Annotated in this window: 15 protein-coding genes; 2 read left to right on the top strand and 13 right to left on the bottom strand. The window is 39.8% G+C overall.

Features of this window, described 5'->3' with window-relative positions; translation table 11 throughout:
- The first annotated feature begins 220 nt into the window (after nt 1-220).
- Nucleotides 221-4,375 carry a hybrid sensor histidine kinase/response regulator transcription factor gene (locus VK159_RS19770; RefSeq protein WP_324231900.1) on the top strand — a complete coding sequence of 1,385 codons (4,155 nt, stop codon included), beginning with the start codon at nt 221-223 and terminating at the stop codon, nt 4,373-4,375.
- Nucleotides 4,376-4,632: 257 nt separating this feature from the next.
- Here the strand turns inward: VK159_RS19770 and VK159_RS19775 are convergent, their stop codons facing one another.
- Together VK159_RS19775 and VK159_RS19780 are read right to left on the bottom strand one after the other, a co-directional pair.
- On the bottom strand, nt 4,633-5,481 hold the full coding sequence (locus VK159_RS19775; RefSeq protein ID WP_324231901.1) for a hypothetical protein: 849 nt from the start codon (nt 5,479-5,481) through the stop codon (nt 4,633-4,635).
- A gap of 86 nt (nt 5,482-5,567) precedes the next feature.
- Entirely contained in the window at nt 5,568-6,296 is a 729-nt protein-coding gene (locus VK159_RS19780) for a hypothetical protein (RefSeq protein ID WP_324231902.1), read from the bottom strand.
- A 573-nt stretch (nt 6,297-6,869) separates the two neighbouring features.
- Between VK159_RS19780 and VK159_RS19785 the strand changes: the two genes are divergently transcribed.
- On the top strand, nt 6,870-7,277 hold the full coding sequence (locus tag VK159_RS19785; RefSeq protein WP_324231903.1) for a hypothetical protein: 408 nt from the start codon (nt 6,870-6,872) through the stop codon (nt 7,275-7,277).
- A 175-nt stretch (nt 7,278-7,452) separates the two neighbouring features.
- On the opposite strand, the gene ftsZ is transcribed toward VK159_RS19785, so the two are convergent.
- The 11 genes from ftsZ to VK159_RS19840 form a co-directional block, all read right to left on the bottom strand.
- Nucleotides 7,453-9,312, bottom strand: coding sequence for a cell division protein FtsZ (gene ftsZ / locus VK159_RS19790; protein WP_324231904.1), 1,860 nt, complete (start codon nt 9,310-9,312; stop codon nt 7,453-7,455).
- A gap of 110 nt (nt 9,313-9,422) precedes the next feature.
- Nucleotides 9,423-10,823, bottom strand: a complete 1,401-nt coding sequence (ftsA, locus tag VK159_RS19795) for a cell division protein FtsA (RefSeq protein ID WP_324231905.1) — start codon at nt 10,821-10,823, stop codon at nt 9,423-9,425.
- 195 nt (nt 10,824-11,018) lie between these two features.
- Complete coding sequence (locus VK159_RS19800; protein ID WP_324231906.1) at nt 11,019-12,230, bottom strand: hypothetical protein; 1,212 nt, start codon at nt 12,228-12,230, stop codon at nt 11,019-11,021.
- Between the two features lie 5 nt (nt 12,231-12,235).
- A complete protein-coding gene (gene murC / locus VK159_RS19805) occupies nt 12,236-13,606 on the bottom strand; it encodes a UDP-N-acetylmuramate--L-alanine ligase (RefSeq protein WP_324231907.1) in 1,371 nt (456 codons plus the stop codon).
- Nucleotides 13,603-14,697: an undecaprenyldiphospho-muramoylpentapeptide beta-N-acetylglucosaminyltransferase gene (gene murG / locus VK159_RS19810; protein ID WP_324231908.1), complete on the bottom strand. Its 1,095-nt coding sequence runs from the start codon at nt 14,695-14,697 to the stop codon at nt 13,603-13,605. The genes murC and murG overlap by 4 nt, the downstream gene beginning before the upstream one ends.
- The gene (locus tag VK159_RS19815; RefSeq protein WP_324231909.1) at nt 14,694-15,935 is read right to left on the bottom strand and encodes an FtsW/RodA/SpoVE family cell cycle protein; all 1,242 of its coding nucleotides are present in this window, start codon (nt 15,933-15,935) and stop codon (nt 14,694-14,696) included. The genes murG and VK159_RS19815 overlap by 4 nt, the downstream gene beginning before the upstream one ends.
- 47 nt (nt 15,936-15,982) lie before the next feature.
- Entirely contained in the window at nt 15,983-17,323 is a 1,341-nt protein-coding gene (murD, locus tag VK159_RS19820) for a UDP-N-acetylmuramoyl-L-alanine--D-glutamate ligase (protein ID WP_324231910.1), read from the bottom strand.
- 235 nt (nt 17,324-17,558) lie between these two features.
- Nucleotides 17,559-18,836, bottom strand: a complete 1,278-nt coding sequence (gene mraY, locus VK159_RS19825; protein WP_324231911.1) for a phospho-N-acetylmuramoyl-pentapeptide-transferase — start codon at nt 18,834-18,836, stop codon at nt 17,559-17,561.
- 75 nt (nt 18,837-18,911) lie between these two features.
- Nucleotides 18,912-20,378, bottom strand: coding sequence for a UDP-N-acetylmuramoyl-L-alanyl-D-glutamate--2,6-diaminopimelate ligase (locus tag VK159_RS19830; RefSeq protein WP_324231912.1), 1,467 nt, complete (start codon nt 20,376-20,378; stop codon nt 18,912-18,914).
- Nucleotides 20,378-22,483, bottom strand: a complete 2,106-nt coding sequence (locus tag VK159_RS19835; RefSeq protein ID WP_324231913.1) for a penicillin-binding protein — start codon at nt 22,481-22,483, stop codon at nt 20,378-20,380. The genes VK159_RS19830 and VK159_RS19835 overlap by 1 nt, the downstream gene beginning before the upstream one ends.
- Nucleotides 22,483-22,809 carry an FtsL-like putative cell division protein gene (locus VK159_RS19840; protein WP_324231914.1) on the bottom strand — a complete coding sequence of 109 codons (327 nt, stop codon included), beginning with the start codon at nt 22,807-22,809 and terminating at the stop codon, nt 22,483-22,485. Before VK159_RS19840 ends, VK159_RS19835 begins: the two co-directional genes overlap by 1 nt.
- Between the last annotated feature and the right edge of the window lie 25 nt (nt 22,810-22,834).

Genomic DNA, 22,834 nt, shown 5'->3' on the forward strand with positions numbered 1-22,834 from the left:
TCTGTTTTGTAGAAGTTTTGTGTGCACCAGAATGAGTTCTTTTTTAAAGTTTTAGGGAAAGCAGCCTTTTGAGTAAACAGTAAATCTTTCGAATCAACTAACGGAACAGGTTTTCAAGTAGTCCTTCAAAACAAATGATCGCATTTTAATTTAACTGAAGAGTTGTAGTTCAATTAATGCAGTATTGTGTAACATTTAAAGCAATTGCCTGACGGCCCAAATGTCAAAGAATACATCTCTTTTACTTTTCTGCTTATGTTTCTTCGCCTGGTTGCCGACAGCCACTGCCCAAGAGGATATAAATTTCACTTCCCTAACCACCAAAGACGGGCTGTCGTCAAATAATGTAAACGCAATTCTTCGAGACAGGTATGGGTTTATGTGGTTTGCCACCGACGATGGATTGGACAGATTTGATGGCGCCAATTTTAAGGTTTACCGTAACATACCCATGGATTCTACCAGTTTGCAAGCCAATGAAATTTTATCGCTCCATGAGGACAAAGACGGTAATTTATGGGTTGGTACAAGCGGCGGCTCTCTAAGTTTATACGATCGAAAAAAAGATCACTTCATTAATTTTCCGACTAATTACCTGGGCAAAAATGCCATTCGAAATAATGTAATACCAAGTATCTGCACCGACTTCCAGGGAAAATTATGGATCGGTCATTACGAGGGTATAAGTATAATGGATAAAAAAAAGCAACGTATTTCCGATTTCAGCACCGGTAACCGCTCCCGTTTTACAAAAAACTGCAATGTACTTTTTGAAGACAGCAAACACAGAATGTGGATTGGAAGTTCTGAAGGCTTGTTTCTATATGTACCGGAAACAAACGCTCTCAGTCAATTCGTTTATTCTGCAAATGATCCAACAAGTTTAAGTAACAACCTCGTGCTCAGCATAACGGAAGACAAAGATGGAACGATATGGATCGGCACACACGACGGGTTAAATATCTTAGCTGAGAATGGTAAAGAATTTATCAGATTCAGGCATACCGAAGGAAATCAACAAACACTCAACGGCAACGTCATTTATTCGCTTGTTGCTGATGATTCAAATAAACTGTGGATCGGTACATCAAAGGGGCTGAACATTCTGGATCTGAAAACAAAACGCATTACAGGTTATACGTTTGATCCACGAAATACAAATAGTCTTTCAGGCAATAGTATTCGTTGTGTTTACCTTTCCAAAGAAGGTATTTGCTGGATCGGTACGTTTTTAAGCGGTATCAGCAAGTATGATAAAAATCTTACCCTGTTTAATTTGGTACAAAGCAACCCTTTCGACAAACAAGGGTTGAACGCTTCCATTGTTACATCGTTCGCAGAAGCTAAAGATGGGAAGGTTTTTATTGGCACAGACGAAGGAGGGCTTAGCTTGTTTGATCCGAAAACAAAATTATTTCAGCAGATCAATATTAAATCCAGTCGCCCCGGAGGCAACCGGCTTGCGATCATGACTTTGACAATGTCAAGGAATCATCAACTGTTGATCGGAACCTATGGTGACGGTTATTTTGTGTACGATCCTTCAACAGGTAAGTATGAACAGTTGCTTCGGGGACCAAAACCGACAGACATTAATTCCAATCAGATCTATTGTATTAAAGAGGACAAAACAGGAAACCAATGGATCGGGACTAACGGAAATGGCATTGTGGTTTTAACGAAAGATAATAAGGCGTTATTCAAATTTACGCCTAACCCCACTTTGCCGAATGATATTAAATTGCCCGTCAACGGATATATTCGTGACATTCTGGAAGCTAAAAATGGTGATATGTGGATTGCCACGCATGGTGGAGGAGTCGCCGTTTATAATCCTATGTCTCAAAAATTTACGATTTACACAACTTTTAATGGAAAATTGCCGAACGACAAGGTGCTGACCTTATTGGAAGACAGGAAAGGAAATATTTGGGCCGGTACGTTAGGCGGAGGCTTGGGATTATTTAACCGGAAAACAAGCGAGTTCATTTCTTACTCCGAAAAAGAAGGACTCAACAACAATAATGTCTACAAAATTCTTGAAGATAACAACGGGCTTCTTTGGATCAGTACAAACAAAGGGCTCAGCAGCTTTGATACAGACAGTAAAAAGATCAACAACTATAATCATCATAACGGCATTCAAAACAATACGTTTATTCGTGGATCAGGCTTACGATTACGAAGCGGTGATTTGTTTTTTGGAGGCCACGAAGGTTTCAACTACTTCAATCCTGCAAACCTTAAACGGAATGAAATTGTACCGCCTGTGATCATTACCGACCTGAAAATTTCTAATACGTCGGTAGTTCCCTCCGAAGATGGACCCATACAGGAAAATATTATCACTGCTGCAGTAATAAATCTCAAGTACAAGCAAAACTTTGCCTTAAATTTTGTGGGCTTAAACTATACGGCTCCTGAACAAAACCAGTATGAATACAAACTGGAAGGTTTTGACAGGGACTGGATCAATATTGGCAACGCTTCAACCGTATCGTATACAAATATATCTCCCGGTAATTATGTTTTTCGTGTAAGAGCAAGCAATAACAATGGCGTCTGGAATACACAGGGAGCGTCTATAAAGATCAATGTACAACCTCCTTTCTGGCGCACCATTTATGCCTATCTGTTGTATGCGTTGATCATTATTGCTGCACTTACCTATTTCCGTCACAGAAGTATTGAAAAAATAAGACGTAAGTATATACTTGAGCAGGAACGGTTTCATGCAGAGCAGGAACGTAAAGAAGCTGAACGAATTCATGAACTGGATCAATTAAAACTTAAATTTCTAACCAATCTAAGTCATGAATTCCGTACGCCTATTTCGTTGATACTTGGCCCTGTTGACAGCCTTATTAAAGAGGAAAAAAACAACGCTTTCAAGGTTCAACTGAATATGATCAAGCGTAATGGTAAACGATTGTTGAACCTGGTAAACCAACTGCTCGATTTCCGTAAAATGGAAGAACAGGAATTGAAATTGCAGGTAAAAGAAGGTGACCTTATTTTCTTTGCGAAGGATGTTTTTGATTCGTTCCAGGACTTATCTGAAAGAAAGAAAATTAGTTTTTCATTTACTTGCAGCATCGAAAAATTCAATACCTTATTTGATCACGATAAAGTTGAACGTATACTCTTCAATCTTTTATCCAATGCATTCAAATTTACATTTGAAGGGGGAAGCATCTTTTTTGAGATTGAAAAGAGGAATAGCACCACTACCGACCAGGTGGAATGGATAGCGATGAAAATTCAAGATTCAGGGATTGGAATTCCACCGGACAAACAAGAAATTATTTTCGAACGCTTTTTTCAGAATACAACGGCTGAATCAATATTGAACCAAGGTTCCGGAATTGGGCTTGCAATTACCAGAGAATTTGTAAAAATGCATGGCGGCAGAATTGAAGTGGAAAGTGAGGTTGGAAAAGGAAGTACATTCACCATACATCTTCCCTTTACGGAGTTGCAAACAACAAACCAACAGGTGGTTCGACCAACTGAAACAGAGTCAGAATTTGCAGAGCCTGTCATAGTTGAAGAAGCAATAAAGGAATATGCTGAAGACAATACAACGTCAATCATACCGTCACTTTTATTGGTGGAAGACAATGATGATTTCCGTTTTTATCTCAAAGAAAACCTTCGTTTGCAGTATAAAGTTTTTGAAGCTACCAACGGATTAGAAGGTTGGCAAAAAGCTCTGTCCGTGCACCCAAGTTTGATTGTAAGTGATATTAATATGCCATACATGGACGGCATTCAACTATGCAAAAAAATTAAAGAAGATAAAAGAACCAGCCACATACCGGTCATTCTGTTAACTGCTTTAACCGATGAAAAAAATCAAATCGAAGGTTTGAAAACCGGAGCCAACGACTACATCACAAAGCCATTCAACTTTGAAGTGCTTATAGCCAAGGTAAAAAATATTTTAGTACTGAATGATACACTAAAGAATACCTATACAAAAAGAGTTGAGGTGTTAACTCCCAAAGTAAAAGCGGAATCATACAATGATAAACTAATTAAAAAAATTGTACTTTATATCGAGGAAAATCTTACAGATACGCAGTTGTCTGTAGAAACCTTAAGCCGGCATGTGGGCATGAGCCGAGGTACACTTTATAATAAATTACTTGAGTTAACAGGTCAAACACCCGTAGAATTTATTCGTTCAGTTAAACTTGACAAAGCTGCCGAGCTCTTAGAAAATAATGAGCTCACCATTGCAGAAGTAGCCTACTCGGCAGGGTTCTCCACTCCGAATTATTTTGCAAAGTCATTTAAGGCAAAATTTAATATGCTGCCTTCTGAGTATTTAAACAAGATGAGAAAATCTAATCAGGACGGAGATAAAAAGTGAATGCCGTAATACAAAGTTAGAATCCGATCATCACAGAAAATTATTAAAAAAGGGACAATAACGAATAACATACCTCTATCAGCCTGAACTAATAGTGAGATATCAAATGCTATTCATTTCAACCTGAATTTCATAGTTTTCGAAACTCGGCAAATCGATACCAGAGTGATTCGCTCCACGCTACTCCCGGGCATATACAAAAGCCCCGATCATATAATCGGGGCTTTTGTATATGCGGAGTTGTATTTGTTTGTTGATTATAAGCGGATACCCACGCTTGCAGTTACATAAAACCGATTGCGTCCATATTCACCGTTCGAAGTAATGAGGTTTTGCGGAATCACATAAGATGGACTCAAAACTGCATTGAACTTTCCCCACACCAATACAAGTGGCATTGTGTATTCATAAGCAAGGATGGAAAATGTATTTACATTCCTGGTTTCAGTTACCGTTTGAGGCGGGCCAACCGGCAAACCTCCTACTGTGCCGTTTTGCTTTTTCTGATATGTTTCGCTAAAGCGTTGCGTGCCGCCGTAAGCTGTTATAGTTGGATTGATGGCAAATGCTTTTGCCTCTCCTTCTTTTAATGGTATAATGAATAAATGATCAAGTCCTGCTGTTGCACCGACATCAGTATTGTTGCTGAACTTAAGATCCGCACCAAGATTTATATTGACAATTTTATTTTGAAGGGACGTATTAATTCCTGTTTGGTATTTTAATGCTGATTGCACCAGTACTGATTCTTCTTTATACAGAAACCGTGACACAAACACATTGCCCGAAAATTTATCGCTCTCAGGAAAACGATATCCAAGTTCAACACTTCCACCGGTATATTGAAAAGGCAATGCACTGTTTGCAATAAATATAGCTGCTCCCTGTGCATACAGGCCGTTTTTTAATTGATAACTGACAATAGGTAGTGTTGCATTACTACTCAAACTATCTGTACGGCCAAGAAAATGTACAAGCGACTGATGAGCAATGTTGGCTGTAAACACAGGCTTTCTTGTATCAGCTTTGGCACTGTCACTTTGTGCAGAAATAATTAGCGGACTAACAAACACAAGAAATAAAAACAGTTGTTTATACTTTTTCATGGTTTTACGGTTTGATAAAGGTTTGAAGAAGAAAGTCCCGCCATGGCGGGACTTTCTTTCCCAATCGTCAATACAAAATATTCACCTTACTGACGACCTGTTGAAACTGCTGAGTTACTGTTTACAGATACTTCAGCATTAGCGTTTACTTTTATTTTCTTTACTTTCTTAACTGTAGCTTTTGCATTCTTCTTTGCATCGGCAGCTTTTGTTTCTGCTTTTTCTTTCATTGCATCAGCTTTCGCTTTGGCATCAGTTTTCACTTCTGCATTACCATTAATCTCGCCATTGGCAGATGCATTGTTTGAACTTACTTCACCGTTTGCATTCGCATTGGTATTGCTGCTGATGTTTAAGCCGGGCTTCACATCGTTCCGTAATTCTTTTTCTGTTGTACGGATACCCTGTGCTTCAGCAACTACCATTTCTTTTACTTCAGCAGAAATACCTTTCCCTTGCTCGGGCACATTTGTTTCTGATTTCAAACGTGCATCAACAGCTGTTTCATTTGTTACTTTCGCATTACTGCTTTTTAATGTTGCATTTGCAGCAGCATTTGTTTTTGCAGAAACATTAGCTGTTGTGCGTGTGGCAACATTTGCAGTTGTTTGCACCACTTTACCTGTAGCATTTACCACTCTTGTTGTAGCCTGTGTTGTTTTACTGACTACATCTGCTACTTTACTTGTGCTTACAGTTGCTTTTGTAACAGCGCTTGTTGTGCTGTTAAGATTAAGGTTCACCTGTGCAAGAGCAGCGTTTGCAAAAAGCATTACAACTGCCGCGGCTGATAACTGTTTCATCTTGTTCTTCATACTGTTTTGTTTTGATGATTGAATAAGTATAAAAGCTTTGTGAGCTTTTCAACGGATATACAGACAGAGGATATTTTCAGAGGTTTAAATATGTTGATAAAGTTTTTTTTAATCAACACCCACATAAAATCATAAACTGTGCCAAGAGAAAATCTCATCTACTTATCATAAACAATAACATGTAATTCGTATTCAAAATCAATGTATAAGACGTGATTAAAGAAGAATAAAAAAGATAGATACTCTTACACATTATCAGCTTATAAAAAGCTTTTTTGCAGGGTTAAATCCAGAAAAAAATCAATTACGTAAATAAAGGTTTTTTTCGCCCATAATTAGATTTCAAGCATTTCTTATTCATATCACATCGCACTGTCTATTATTATTGAATATGACAAGGCGCAGTATATTTTTAGCCACTCTGCCTAAACTATATTTGTATTTCCCATTTCTCAATGAGCCTAAGCCTGTATCATTAATATGCTAAACTATGATCAAGATCATCTTTCTCACCTATCGCTGTCAGCAGCATGAAAGCCCCTCGCTTTTATTTTCGTATGCAAATAAATTCAAATGAAAAAAATCATCAGTTCCGGTTTTGTTGCAAGCATAGTTTTACTTCTGTTTGCGTATCTGTGTTTATTGGTGATGCCTATCCTGTTACCGAAAGTGGCAGAAGAATATTATAATCCCGCTTTTGTAAATGATGAATCACGCAACCTGCTTTATTATGTTCATCCCGTTTTTTTAGCTTTTGGACTTGCCTGGTTCTGGAACAGGTTTAAAACATTGCTGAAGGGCAATACACTGATGCAGGGTATTGAAATGGCGTTGATCTATGTTGTAATTGCAACAATTCCATCCCTTTTAATTACCTATAGCGCCATTAATGTTTCATTACTCACTATTGGTACATGGTTACTGTACGGTTTTTTCCAGGCATTGATCGCCGGAATTATTTTCTCAAGAATGCATGTTTAGATTCGTTTAAGTATAATTATTGACTTTCGTTTTCTCATGTTTAAGGTTTGACAAAAAAAGAAACCCCTCTGCAAGCAGAGGGGTTTTACACAACTAATAAAAATCAACGATTCTAAAAATTCACCTTACAACTATAAAACAAAGATTCCTCTATGTTGAAACATAGAGCAAATCATTAATCTGGTTTTTTACCATCTAAAAATGTATTGATGGTATTGATTTGTGCCTGGTTATTTTCATCACTCTGTACAGTATAATTGCTGTAGAAATTTTCTGCAGGCGATATTGTATTATACAGTTCTAAATTACGGCGGAGATATGCCGGCACAGTGTCAAACTCATTATTCGGATCGCTGCCATGGATGTTAAACGAGAGGTTTCTCAACTTCTGTAAACGATCGGCTGCTTTTTTCCGTTGCTCTTCTGCCTCATCCGTTACCGGAGGCTCTTCCGAAGAAGCAAGATGAACATTTTGATCGGCCCTAAGCTCTTTCTCCGCCGTTGGTTGTTCTTTTTTCTCCACCAACTGCATGTCGAACGACTCTTCCTCGTCCTTTACAATGTGCAATTGTTGTACTGGAGCTTCAACCGGTTTTTCTTCGGCCTTTATTTCCGGAATGGATTCTTCTTCTGTTTCTACATAAATCATGGTTGGCTTCTTCAGGAAACCACTTGTAGATTTTACTTCCTGTGCCGGCTGTTGCATTACCACTTCTTCTTTCACTTCAGCAACAGGAGCTGTTATTTCAGGCTGCATAGTTTGTACAGGAGCAACAGGCTCTAATACAAATTCGATCTTTTCTGTTTCAACAACCGGTGCTGCTGTCACTTCTACTTTTGCAACAGGTACTTCAGTTGATAAAACTGGCTGCAGGTTTACCTCTTTAGTAACGGCAGGGGCAACATTTTCAACAGGAGCCGGAGCAGGTGCCGGAGTTGGCTTCGGCTCCTCCGCAAAAAGAGCGGGCTGGCTATATGCTTTTTTCTCTGGCTCAGCCAAAGTCATAACGATCTTTTCTGTTTTCGGTTTTACTTCTTCAACAACAGCAGGTTTTTTATCGAATGGATCTTTTGCTTCAAAACCTGTTGCAATCAAAGTAATACCGATCTTATCACCTAACGTACTATCATAGCCTAAACCAAGGATTACATCAGTGTTTTCACCAGCCTGTGATAACAAATGGTTTTGAATGATCTCTACTTCATCCATGGTGAATTCATGATCACCTTCTGCACTGTTGATATTAATAAGGATCCATTTTGCGCCTTTAATATCGTTATCATTCAGCAATGGTGAATTCAATGCTTCTTCAATAGCACGCTGTGCACGGTTATCGCCATTTGCACTGGCATTACCAAGAATAGCCACGCCTCCATTTTTCATTACGGTGCATACATCCGCAAAATCGACATTGATCTGCCCGGTGCTGTTAATAACATCAGTAATACATTTCGCAGCAGTTGCCAATACATTATCTGCCTTTGAAAATGCTTCTTTCATTTTCAGGTTACCAAACTGGTGACGCAGTTTATCATTACTGATCACGAGTAAGGTATCAACATATTCTTTCAAACGGCCAATACCATCTTCTGCCTGTTGAATACGTTTCTTTCCTTCGTAACCAAATGGAGTTGTAACAATACCAACAGTAAGAATGCCAAGATCTTTACAAATTTTTGCAATGATAGGTGCACCACCTGTACCTGTACCACCACCCATACCAGCAGTGATGAACGCCATCTTGGTATTTACTTCCAGCATGGTTTTTAATTCTTCTAAACTTTCTTCAGTTGCCTGCCTTCCAATTTCAGGATTGGCACCTGCACCAAGGCCTTGCGTTAAATGCGGACCTAACTGCACTTTGTTTGGCACCATGCTTTGTGCAATAGCCTGTGCATCTGTATTACAAATAATAAAATTTACTCCTTCAATAACTTGAGCATGCATGTGATTTACTGCATTGCTACCACCGCCACCAACACCAATTACTTTGATGATGGATGACTTTTCCTTTGGCAGATCAAAATGTATCATAACTTTCCGGGTTTGCTGGGTTAGTAAGTTTTTTATTGAAGCCGGTAGCCGATAGTAGTTAGTTGATAGCCCTATACTATTTACTAAGGACTATCGGCTGCAGACTGTATTTAAAGCTTGCGATCTTCTTCTTCGTTAAACAAATCAATCAATCCGTCTTTAATGCTATCCATAAATCCTTTCAGGCTCTTGCGTTTTTTCACACGCACCACATGCGTTTCAGATTGTTCATCGTACACATTCACCACTTCTGCAACCGGCTCTTCTTTTATTTCTATTCCTTTCAGTTTGTTCTGTGTGTTCTCAAATACATTATAGCCTTTCATGATCAAACCAATACAGGTTGAGTACATTGGCTTAGCCAACTCATCAATATGACCGGGGGCTAAATGTTCGTTCGGGAATCCAATACGTGCATTCAATCCTGTTACATATTCTGTTAACTGAATAAGATGCTTCAATTGTGAACCACCACCTGTTAACACGATACCACCATTAAGCATGCGGTTATCTAAACCAACCTGCTTTAAATGATAGGTTACAAAATCCATAATCTCACTCATACGTGCCTGGATGATGTGTGCAAGGTTTTTTACACTGATCTCCTTCGGCGCCATTCCACGAATACCGGGAATGGTGATGAACGCATTTGATTTTGCTTCATCAGCCAACGCACTGCCAAACTGCACTTTCATTTGTTCTGCCTGTGTACGTAATACACCTAATCCCATTTTAATATCGTTGGTAATATTCTCACCACCGAATGGAATAACTGCAGTATGCTTTAAAATACCTTCATAGAAAACTGCAAGATCAGTTGTGCCACCACCAATATCAACAATAGCAACACCTGCTTCAAGATCATGCTCGCACATAACAGCTGCAGCAGATGCCAATGGTTGTAATACAAGATCTCTTACTTTCAAATTGCTCTTCTCAACACTGCGATTAATATTGCGGATCGCATTTTTATCGCCGGTGATGATGTGGAAGTTTGCTCCAACTTTCACGCCACTATAACCAATCGGGTTCGGAATGTTTTGAAAGTTATCCACTGTAAACTCCTGTGGTATCACATCAATGATCTGATCACCTGCAGGAATATATGTTTTGTATTGATCGCCGATGAGCTGATCAATTTCACGTTGCGCAATTTCTTCTTCGTTGTTCTGACGAACAATATCGCCACGTGTTTGCAATGATTTAATGTGATGGCCTGCAATACCAACGTATACTTCGTTGATCTCAAGATTTGGGTTGCTTGCATAGCAATTTTGTAAAGCCTGTTCAATAGCTTTAATCGTTTGATCGATGTTTAACACCATACCGTGTTGTACACCGCTGGAGTTTGCACGACCAAAGCCGAGAATTTCAAGTTTGCCGAATTCATTCTTACGTCCGGCAATAGCAGCGATCTTGGTTGTACCAATATCCAATCCCACGATGATGGGGTTGTTATTGACAGCCGGTGCGCTCATTGCTGTTCCGTTTGTGGGTGATTCCGTTGTCATAGTTGTATGTTGTTTTTTAGTTGTGTGAACTTTTTTTTGTTTTTATAGTTATCAACTGTTGTGCGTGTTTCATCTCCGTTGCGTCGCACTCTTGTACGCCTTTCTTACATTCATCTTCAACCCACCCCTTTCATCATTCCTTAGTGCTACACTCTATCGCCCCTCCCTGGAGGGGATGAACACTCTCATTACTCATCACTCATTCTCTTTCTTCTTCATCACTGCTTTAGGTTGTTTTTTCACAGGTTGGCTCTTCGCCTCATTCAATACACTTTCTTCTTCGGTCTTAGGCTTAGGTTTTTGTTCAGTTGGTTTTGGATTTTGCGCACTGACTTTTACTAGTGTCTTCTCTCCTTCTACCTTGCTGCTTGCAGGGGTAGGGAGTTGGTTCTTCATCGCATTGCGATTTTCATTTGTCTCTGGTTTCACAGTAGCGGACTTTAAAACGGGCTCTGTAGGTGTTGGTGCACTCTTATAGGCCCCGGAGGTAAGCAAACTGTTTGGTTCTTGGTTTATAATTGGTTTTTCAGTTGTCAATGTTGTATCACTGTTAATATAACTTGTATCGATAGCCCTGCTCACTTCATAATTGTTTTGTTCCACCACAAAACTTTTGAACAGGCTTACACTATCTCTTCTTACCGCCACTAATTGTTTATCGTAACGCACATCTAATGCGCTGTAATAATTCCAACCGGTTTTATTCATGATGTTTTTATAGAATAACAGCAAGCGATTAAACTTCTGTTCCATCTTTTCGGTATTGCCAAACTGAATAAGATGATTACCAAGTTTGGGCACCAATTCAAATTCATAGTTGTTGATGTTCACCTGGTCAACCTGCGCCATCCAGAAATCATTCTTCATTAAATAGTGACCCATCTCTTTTACCTGTTCCTGTAACAAACTATCTTTCTTTCTTGAAACTGTTGTTTCATTCGGGAAAGAAGTAAACACAGGCACTCGTGCAACCTGGTCATTTGTGATTGGCAGCTGTTCGCCCATATCATCAATATAAAACGACTGACCATTTACCATAAACACTCTTGCCACTGGTTCACGCTCGGTAATATCAGCATGCAGTACATCATTATTATCAAAGAACAATTCTGCATTACGAATCCAAAGATTACGTTCCAATAATTCTTCGAGCTGTTGCAGATCAAATGTTTTAATAGGTGCCCCTTTCATCAGATCAGGACGACCACCGGAGATCGTATTCAGTATTTGCTTTTTACTCACATACTCCGTTCCATCAACACCTTTGATGGTTACAATAACATCTTTGCAGCGTTTGCCATTTTTGTTACGGGCAGCAGCAACCAGCAGCACAATTGTTGCCGTACAAACCACTGTCCACATAACAGTGAGTACTAACTTTTTCCACGAAAATTTCTTACTGCTCATTATAATTATGCTTCTATCTTCTTTTTTAACTCTTGTAACATCGCATCAATATCTCCTGCACCTGCTGTTACAAATACCACATCTTTATCTACTTTACTCTTTACCTCATTCAACAACTCTTCCTTTGATAATATCTGCTTCTTCTCCAATTTCATCTTGTTTAAGATGAGTTCGCTTGTTACTCCTTCAATCGGTAATTCACGTGCCGGGTAAATCGGCAAGAGAACTACTTCATCAGCCATATCAAGACTTGCCGCAAAACCATCAGCTAAGTCTCTAGTTCTTGTAAACAGGTGTGGTTGAAATACCAGCACCAGTTTTTTATCTGCAAACAAACTTCTTGCACCGGCGATCAATGCCCTCAACTCTTCCGGATGATGTGCATAATCATCTACAAATGCAACCTCACCTTCACCCGGCGCAATCACATATTCAAATCTTCTCTTTACTCCTTTAAATGCAGTTACTGCTTCTTTAATTTTTTTATCATCTATCTTCAACACATGTGCTACCGCAATAGCGGCTAATGCATTTTCAACATTGTGCAAGCCGCCAACATTCAACAACACATCTTTCAATATCCAATCACCAAATACCACATCAAAGACATAACTGCCGTTTTGTACTTTCAGATTCAGCGAGTGTACAGTTGCATTTGTATCATTGAGATGATAAGTGATGTGATTCTCTGCAACCAGATCATTGTATCGTTTCAATCCATGCTTACTGATGAGCCATCCACCGGGTTTAATTTTTCTTGTAAACTCAATGAATGCTTCTTCCATTGCTTCAGCAGTTCCGTAGATATCTAAATGATCTGCATCCATTGCAGTGATCACTGCGATATCCGGGCTCAGCTTATGAAATGAACGATCATATTCATCTGCTTCCACCACACACACATTGTTATCACTTGCCCAGAAGTTGCGGTTGTAATTCACGGCAATACCGCCGAGAAAAGCATTACAACCAAATCCACTGTGGCGCAACAAATGGCCCGTTATGGTACTGATGGTTGTTTTACCATGTGTACCTGCTACACAGATATTCAAAGAACTTTGCGTAATGATCTGCAACACATCACTCCTCTTTACTACACTGTACCCATTCTGTAAATAATACTGGTACTCTTTATGCTCCTTAGGAATAGCCGGTGTATAAATCACCAATTGTACATCCTTCGGAATACGATCAACATCTTCACTATAATTCACTTCAATTCCTTCTACTTCCAGTTGCGATGTAAGCGGTGTAACCGTTTTATCGTAACCACTCACCTTCACTCCCTTTTCATTAAAGAACCTTGCCAGTGCACTCATGCCAATGCCACCTATTCCTACGAAGTACACTGCTTTTATATCGTTCAACTGAATCATTTCTTTATCAACTTCAATACTTCTGATGCAATCACTGTATCAGCATTTGCCACACCCAGCTTTGCAATATGTTGTTTCAATTCGTTTTGCATTGCTTCATCTTTTGCCAATGCAATGATGCTGCTCACTAATTTTTCTCTTGCTTCACTGTCCTTCACCATCAGCCCAGCATGTTTCGTAACCAAATGTTTAGCGTTTACCGTTTGATGATCTTCTGCTGCATGCGGATAAGGAACAAACACAGCCGGCTTTGCCACCAAACATATCTCAGCAATGGCCATGGCACCTGCTCTCGAAATCACTACATCAGCTGCAGAGTAAGCATGTTCCATTTGACTGATAAACTCATTCACCCACACATGGTATTTCCCTTCTGCTCTTGCCTTTGCTTTGTCGGCATATATTTTTCCTGTTTGCCAAATGAGTTGCAGGTTATTCTTTTCAAATTCATCAAGGCCTGCATCAATCGCTTCGTTAATACTCTTTGCACCCAGGCTTCCACCCACCACCAGCACCGTTTTCTTTGTTGTTTCCAAACCAAAGTATTTCAAACCTTCTTCCTTCGTTATAGTAGATAGCGAAATAGAAGCACGAACAGGATTACCCGTGATCATGATCTTTTGCGCAGGAAAAAACTTCTCCATCCCATCGCTGGCTACAAATACTTTTGTTGCTTTCTTTCCTAACATAATATTTGCTTTTCCTGCAAACGAGTTGCTTTCATGAATAAAGGATGCAATGCCTTTACTCTGTGCAAAACGCAACACCGGAAAACTGGAATAGCCGCCAACTCCTATCACTGCGTCTGGTTTAAATTGGTTGATGATCGACCGCACCTGAACAAAACTTCGTATCAACTTAAACGGCAAACCCACATTTTTTATCAAAGAACTTCTGTTAAAACCTATAATATCTATGCCCTTTATTTCATAACCTGCCTGCGGCACTTTTTCCATTTCCATTCTTCCCTTCGCCCCCACAAACAATATCTCAGCATCGGGCTGTTGTTTTCTGATCGCATTGGCAATTGCAACGGCCGGAAAAATATGCCCGCCTGTGCCTCCTCCCGCAAGTATGATCTTTACACTCATGCCAATTCTTCTTTAACGTTCTCAGCTTTCCCTTCTGCATCTTCCACATTTCTCGCTACACTTAAAATGATACCGATGGACAAACAGGTAAACAGAAAACTACTACCACCCATACTCACCAGTGGAAGTGTTACACCTGTTACAGGAAATAATCCCACATTCACTGCCATATTTGTCATGGCCTGTATCACCAACGTAAAACTCAACGCCAACGCAAGGAATGCACCAAATGCATACGGACATTTTCTAAACAACCGTATACTCCTGAAAAGAAACACCATGTAGATGAACACAATGAATGCTGCACCGATTAATCCATACTCTTCAATGATGATGGCATAGATATAATCAGAATAAGGATGTGGTAAGAAATTGCGCTGCTCACTGTTACCCGGTCCTAATCCAAAAACACCGCCTTTTGCAACAGCGATCTTTGCCTGTTGTACCTGGTAAGGCGCTTCTCCTTTTCCTGCATACATAAAATCCTGCACACGCTTGATCCATGTTGGCACACGACCTGCAGATAAAACAGCAGGCAATTCTTTCATCTTTCCTTCTTCTTTATCATAATAAGCTCCGGCAATAGCAATGAGTATCATCACCGGAACAGCCACTGTTGCAGCAACTATTGCAATGTGTTTGAAACTTACACGACCGATGAACAACAACAACATACTTGTTGCACCCGTAAGCAATGCTGTTGAAAGATTTGCCGGCGCAATTAATCCGCAGATGACCACAATCGGAATCATCATTGGAATAAATCCTTTCTTAAAATCTTTGATGACATGCTGCTTCTTCGATAACAATCTCGACAGGTACATGAACAAAGCCAGCTTGGCAATGTCGGATGTTTGTACGGTGAGATTGATGATTGGCAACTTGATCCAACGGCTGCCATCGTTGATCTTAGTACCAAAGAACAACGTATAAATGAGTAACAGGATGGAGATGTAAAACAACATCTTCGCTACCCTTGAATAAATGGTATAGTTTACTCTATGTGCAAAGTAAACGATGATAATACCCAAGGAAATAAAGGCAATCTGTTTAAAGAGATAAACGTAGGTATTGCCTTTGTATAATTTATAAGCTAATGAGTTGGTGGCGCTGTACACTACCAGTAAACTCACCAGCGACAATACAACCACGATTGCCCAGATCACTTTATCGCCACGGGTTTTATCCCGCAACCCAGCTGTTGAAAATTTAGATGATATGTTTGCGATTTGACTCATTTCGTTTTTCTTCCTCGTATTTCTTACTTCGTACCTCGTAATTCTCTTTACAGATCTCTTACTGCTTGCTTAAACTGGTTTCCTCTGTCTTCGTAATTTTTAAACAGATCGAAGCTGGCGCATGCAGGACTCAGTAATACTGCATCCCCCTTCTCTGCAAAATGATAAGCTGCTCTTACTGCATCTTCCGCACTGGTGGTATTCACGATCAATGAAACCGTATCACCAAATGCTTCGTGAATTTTTCTGTTGTCTAACCCAAGACAAACAATTGCTTTTACTTTTTCCTTCACCAGTTCTTTTAATACTTCGTAATCATTTCCCTTATCAACACCACCAAGAATTAAAATGGTTGGATGCGTCATACTCTCCAGTGCATACCAGGTAGAATTAATGTTGGTTGCTTTACTGTCGTTGATGTATTCAACTCCTTTTACCATTGCCACCATTTCCATTCTGTGCTCAAGGCTTTCGAATGTGGTAACGGCCTCCCTGATCTTTTCTTTGCGAATACCTAAAGTAGCCGCTGCAATACCTGCTGCCATGGTGTTGTACTGGTTGTGTTTACCCTTGATCTTAAAATCGTCTACGCTCATTGTTACTTTGTCGTCGTTCACTGCAATCGTCATGGTGCCGTCTTTGATGAAAGCGCCTTTTTGTGGTTCCTGTTTCATGGTGAATGGTAATGGGGTTGATTGGAGAGTAAGTTTTTTTAAATACTTTGCTGTAACCGGGTCATCGGCACAGTAAATGAAAAAATCGTCTTTCGTTTGGTTATTGGTGATCTTAAATTTTGCGTTGATATAATTTTCGAATTTGTACTCGTACCTGTCTAAATGATCTTCCGTGATGTTTGTAAGCACAGCGATCTCTGCTTTGAATTCTTTAATATCATCGAGCTGAAAACTGCTAAGCTCGGCGATATACACTTCCTTTGGATCGATAGCGACCTGTTTTGCAATGCTGATACCGATGTTGCCAACCAATGCGCAATCCAATCCTGCATGTTTGCAAATGTGATACGCTAATGATGTAGTGGTTGTTTTACCATTGCTTCCGGTAATTGCAACGATCTTGCTGTTACCTTTAAAACGATACGCCAACTCCACTTCACTAATTACAGGAATACCTTGTTTGCGTATCTTCTTCATCATCTCACTTTTCTCTGGAATACCGGGACTCTTTACAATTTCATCTGCACTCAGAATTTTTTCTTCGCTGTGTATGCTCTCTTCAAATTCAATCCCGTATTCTTTCAGTTCTTCTTTGTAAATATTTTTGATAGGTCCAGCATCGCTCACAAATACATCATACCCTTGCTTCTTTGCAAGAATAGCAGCGCCTGCTCCACTTTCGCCGCCACCAAGTATGTAACATTTGTGTGCCATGTTCATTTCAAGTATCCGGTTTCCTGATAAATGTTACCGGTAACCGGATACCGGTAACATTTTCTTTTTTGGTTTTTCTACTTTTCTTATTTCCCAAGAGAAATAAAAAAGGCTCTTCACAAGTATGGGTTAGTACAGGATCTCAGAGGTGCTACATAGATGGTTCTCTTCTAAGTCTTACATAGGATTGGTTGGGTAAGGATTGAAAACCAGGGGTGGTTTTTCAATAACCTCTTTAGCGGATTTTGAGTGTTACAATCGCCAGCACCACACACAGGATCGTTACGATCCAAAAGCGGGTGACGATCTTACTCTCATGAAATCCTTTTTTCTGATAATGATGATGCAGCGGACTCATTAAGAATATCCTCCTGCCTTCACCATATTTTCGCTTTGTGTATTTGAAGTAGCCAACCTGCAGCACCACACTCAGGTTTTCTACTAAAAACACTCCGCAGAAAATGGGTATCAATAATTCTTTTCTTACTAAGAATGCCAATGATGCAATTACACCACCTAACATTAAACTACCGGTATCGCCCATGAACACCTGTGCCGGATAGGAATTGTACCAAAGAAAACCGATACATGCACCAACCATTGCTGCAATGAAAATGGATAACTCACCAATGCCGGGTATATATAAGATGTTGAGATAATCAGCCAGTCGCATGTTGCCACTTGCGTAAGCAAAAATGCCAAGACATATTCCAATCACTGCCGATACGCCCGTTGCCAATCCATCAATGCCATCGGTAATGTTTGCACCGTTTGATACTGCTGTTACAATGAAGATCACGATCAAGACATACAACAACCATGTTGCTCCACGAATAGCTTTGGGTAATAGTTTTGAATAATTGAACTCATGATTTTTTACAAATGGAATAGTGGTAACCGGTTCATTTGCTTTTACCATTGTTCTTTCCTTACCATCGAGCTTCACCACTTTCACATCAGAACCTGCCGGCAATTCAGTTCCTCTAAACTCACGATAAGCACTTACTGAATCATTAAACATTAATGTGGTTGCAACTGCAACACCTAATACAACTTGCCCTAATACTTTGAACCAACCTGCTAATCCGTCTTTATCGCCTTTCTTATAATTAACACCTTGCTCCTGAGCCAAACGTTTTGCACGGAGTTTTAAATAATCATCAATAAAACCGATCATACCCATCCATACTGTTGCAAACAACATGAGCAGGATATAGACTTTGCTAACATCAGCTAACAGTAAGGTTGGTACAACAATCGCAAGAATAATGATGAGCCCACCCATTGTTGGTGTGCCTTTCTTTTGTTGTTCACCGGCTAAACCAAGATCACGAACCGTTTCACCAACCTGGCGTTTGCGCAGGTAGTTGATGAGTTTCTTGCCGAACACAGTTGAAATGATCAGTGATAACAATACCGCCAGCATCACCCTGCTGGTGATGAACTGAAACAGATTGTCGCCCGGGAATTTGATCCCGATACTGTTCAACCAATCAAATAAGTTCTTTAACATGTATTCAGTTTTATGGTGAGTGGTGAATGGTCAATGGTGAGTGTTTACTCATCCCTGATTACTCATCACTCATTTTCATCTTTCTAATAATTCAAACATTTGTTCCAATACCTTCTTATCATCAAACTCGTACTTCACTCCTTTAATGTCCTGGTACTTTTCATGTCCTTTGCCGGCAACAAGGATGATGTCTTCATGCCTGGCAAGACTCACAGCAGTTTTAATTGCTTCTTTTCTATCTGCGATTGAAATAAATTTTCTTCTTGCTGCACTGCTCAAACCAAATTCCATATCAGCCAGAATCTCTAATGGATCTTCACTGCGTGGATTATCACTGGTGAAAATCACACGGTCGCTTAATTCGCAAGCCACTTCACCCATCACCGGACGTTTGGTTTTATCTCTATCGCCGCCACAACCAACAACTGTGATGATCTGCTCATGACCTCTTCTTAATTTTTTAATGGTTGCCAATACATTTTGCAATGCATCGGGCGTATGAGCATAATCAACAATACCGAGTATGAGATCCTTTGGCGAGATGAGGTAATCAAATCTTCCTTCCGCACCTGTGATTCCACTCAACACCTGCAACACTTTTAATTTATCTTCCTTCAGACATATAGCTGCTCCATAAACAGCAAGCAAATTGTACGCATTGAATTCGCCGATCAAACGGAAATGAACATCATCATTGTTCACCATCATCTGCAAACCGGTGAGACTGTTCTCCAGGATCTTTCCTTTAAAATCAGCGATATTCTTCAGCCCGTAATACAACTTCTTTGCTTTTGTATTCTGCAACATCACTTCACCTCTTTTATCATCTCTATTACTGATCGCAAACGCATCAGCCCCAAGTCCATCAAAAAAGCTCTTTTTTACTTTGATGTATTCATCAAAAGTTTTGTGATAATCGAGGTGATCGTGCGTGATATTGCTGAACAATGCGCCGGCGAAATGGATACCGGTAATACGATGCTGGTGAATAGCATGACTGCTGCACTCCATAAAAACATAAGTGCAACCGGCATCGTACATCTGTTTTAATAAGCTGTTTAAATTAATTACATCAGGTGTTGTATGTGTTGATGGAAATACTTGATCACCTACGTGATATTCAACTGTTGAAATCAATCCACACCTGTAACCTAAACCACTGAACAGTTTAAATAATAATGTAGCGATGGTTGTTTTTCCATTGGTGCCTGTTACACCAATCACTTTCATTTGCTCACTCACATTTCCAAAGAACTGGTTGGCCATAAAGCCTGCTGCTTCTGCACTGTTGGCAACCTGTATATAGTTTATATCATCATTCAGTTGATCAGGTAACACTTCACACACTACAGCTGTGGCACCTGATTCAATAGCTTTGTTGATAAATTCATGACCATCAACCGACACACCTTTAATGGCAATAAAGCAAGTGCCCGGCTTCACCATACGTGAATCGATCTGCAGATCATTCACATCAACATTGGTTGATCCATGAACACTGCGCAGGTGCACTTTGTATAATATGTCTTTTAATACTGCCATCAGTTGAGATACAACATTATTTCTTGTCCTTTTGCAACAGGTGTGCCTGCTGCTATCGATTGATTATTGATTCTTCCTTTTCCTGTTACTTTTACTTTTACACCTGCTGTTTCCATTACATACAATGCATCTTTCAATCCCATTCCTTTTACATCAGGCACCAGCTTTTCTTTTGCTTCAGCTGACATAGGTTGCACACTATTATTCTTGAGGTAAGATCTGCGCCAGTTACCTGCCAGTTGATCAGCGTAATTAAATCCAAACTGCAAGGCAATCACCTGCAGTTCTTTTTTCATTCCGTTGAATGTGTACAGCATAGAATCAGCAATGGCAGGTAATTGATAAGGTTGCTGTTCCTGGCTGTATTTATAAAGATGGTCAGCAATTTCTCTGAATACGGGAGCTGCCACAGATCCTCCATAGTAGTTAGCTGCATGTGGTTTGTTTTTTACCACCACAATGATGGAATACTTTGGTGCTTCTGCAGGGAAATAACCTGCAAATGCTGATTGATATACTCCATCACGATATTTATACTTTCCATCATTCACTTTTGCTGTACCTGTTTTCCCTGCTGCTTTATAAGGAGCAGTTTCAAATTGTTTCTTTGCCGTACCTTCTGTGCAAACAGCAGCTAAACATTCCTGTAATTGTTTGATGGTTGATTCACTTGCTATTGCTTCATTCAAAACAACAGGTTCATTTTTACGGATCGCTGTTCCGTAACTTTTTATTTCGTTGAGCAGGTAAGGCTTCATCATCTTACCATTGTTGGCAACAGCATTGTACACCATCAGCATCTGTAAAGGCGACACCATCAGCTCATATCCAAAACCCCATGATGCCAATGTTTGCGGATGCCAGTTCTTTGGTTTCACTTTATTGGGATTCCTTATAAGCGGACTGAATTCTTCGTTGAGCTCAATACCTGTTTTTGCAGTAAGATGAAGTGCCTTCAGATGCTTGTAATATTCTTTGGGATCTTTTGTGTAATACTGATAAGCCAGCTTACTCATTGCAACATTCGAACTTTGCGTAAATGCTGCTTTAATACTTGTTACTTCCGGACCATGATGATCATCAACAATTGTTCTTCCATTTAAATTCCAACGACCACCATGGATAGCTATATTGTCATTGATGGTTACATGCTTATCTTCCAATGCAGCAAGAAGTGTTACCAATTTTACTGTTGAACCAGGTTCAGAAGTACGCAATGCATAATTATCTGTTTCGAAATAAGTTCCATCTTTTGTGCGACCCAGATTTGCAATGGCTTTGATCTTTCCTGTTGCCACTTCCATAACAATACAAGTTCCTTCCAATGCTTCATTGGTGGTCATTGTACGCATCAATGCCCGCTCTGTAATATCCTGGATGTTCACATCAAGAGTTGTGTACACATCATCACCATTCTCAGGTTCCACTTCAAAACCTTCTACAGGCATCATTACTCCTCCTGCTACGTAACGCACCAGGCGTTTACCGGTTGTACCACGCAACACACTATCGAATGACCGTTCAAGCCCAACGAGTTTTGAATTTTCACGATACAAACCAATGGTTCGGAAACCAAGCTCACCAAACGGATTAAGACGTTTCGTTTTTACTTCAGCAATAAAACCGCTTTTGTTACGACCTAAGCGCACCAATGGAAACTCACGGAGTTGTTTGTAATCTTCAAAAGATACTTTTTTATGCAGCAGGTAGTAACGTTCTTTCTCTTTATAAGCCTGCGTTAATTCCTTTTTATAAGTAGCAGATGTTTTATCGTTGAACAAACCTGCAAGCGCAATACTTAATGAATCGATATTCTCTTTAAAATTCTTTCCGGCTTTTGCACGCAAACCATCAGCACCAAAATCAATATAGATATCAAATTGCGGTAACGATGTACTGAGCATACTTCCATCTTCACTGTAAATTGTACCACGTTCAGCATCAAGATCAAGAATCTTTGTATGCAGACTATCGCCCATGCTCTTCCAATAACTTCCTTCAATTCGTTGTGTGTAAAAAGCCTTCCCTAAAATGAGGAAGCCAAATACACCCAAGCCGAGAAAGCCAAGGTAAACACGCCACAATATGTCTTTTTTAACTTCCATTAATTGTCTTTCAGTTTTGTGCTGTCAGTTAATTTGATGGGCTGTTGTATATTTTCTTTTAAACCAATTTGCTCAACTGCTTTTGCCACTTCACTCAACCTGTTTTGGAACATGAGTTTTCCGTTGAGTGTTTTGTACTCATACTCCTGTTCTTTTAATTGCCTGGTGGTTTTGTTAATGTTGCGGATGGTGTTATCGGCGTAATGGCCATTGGCGATGTAAATGATCGCCAGCAGGGAGAGAAAGAGAAAGTATGGAACGTTCTTCACGATCCACTGGTAATTCAACCACTTTTTAAAATCGATCTTCGGCTCTTTTACTGCCATTGGTTTGTTTGTAATTTCCTGTGTT

The organism is Lacibacter sp., assembly GCF_035299325.1.
Classification (GTDB): Bacteria; Bacteroidota; Bacteroidia; order Chitinophagales; family Chitinophagaceae; genus Lacibacter.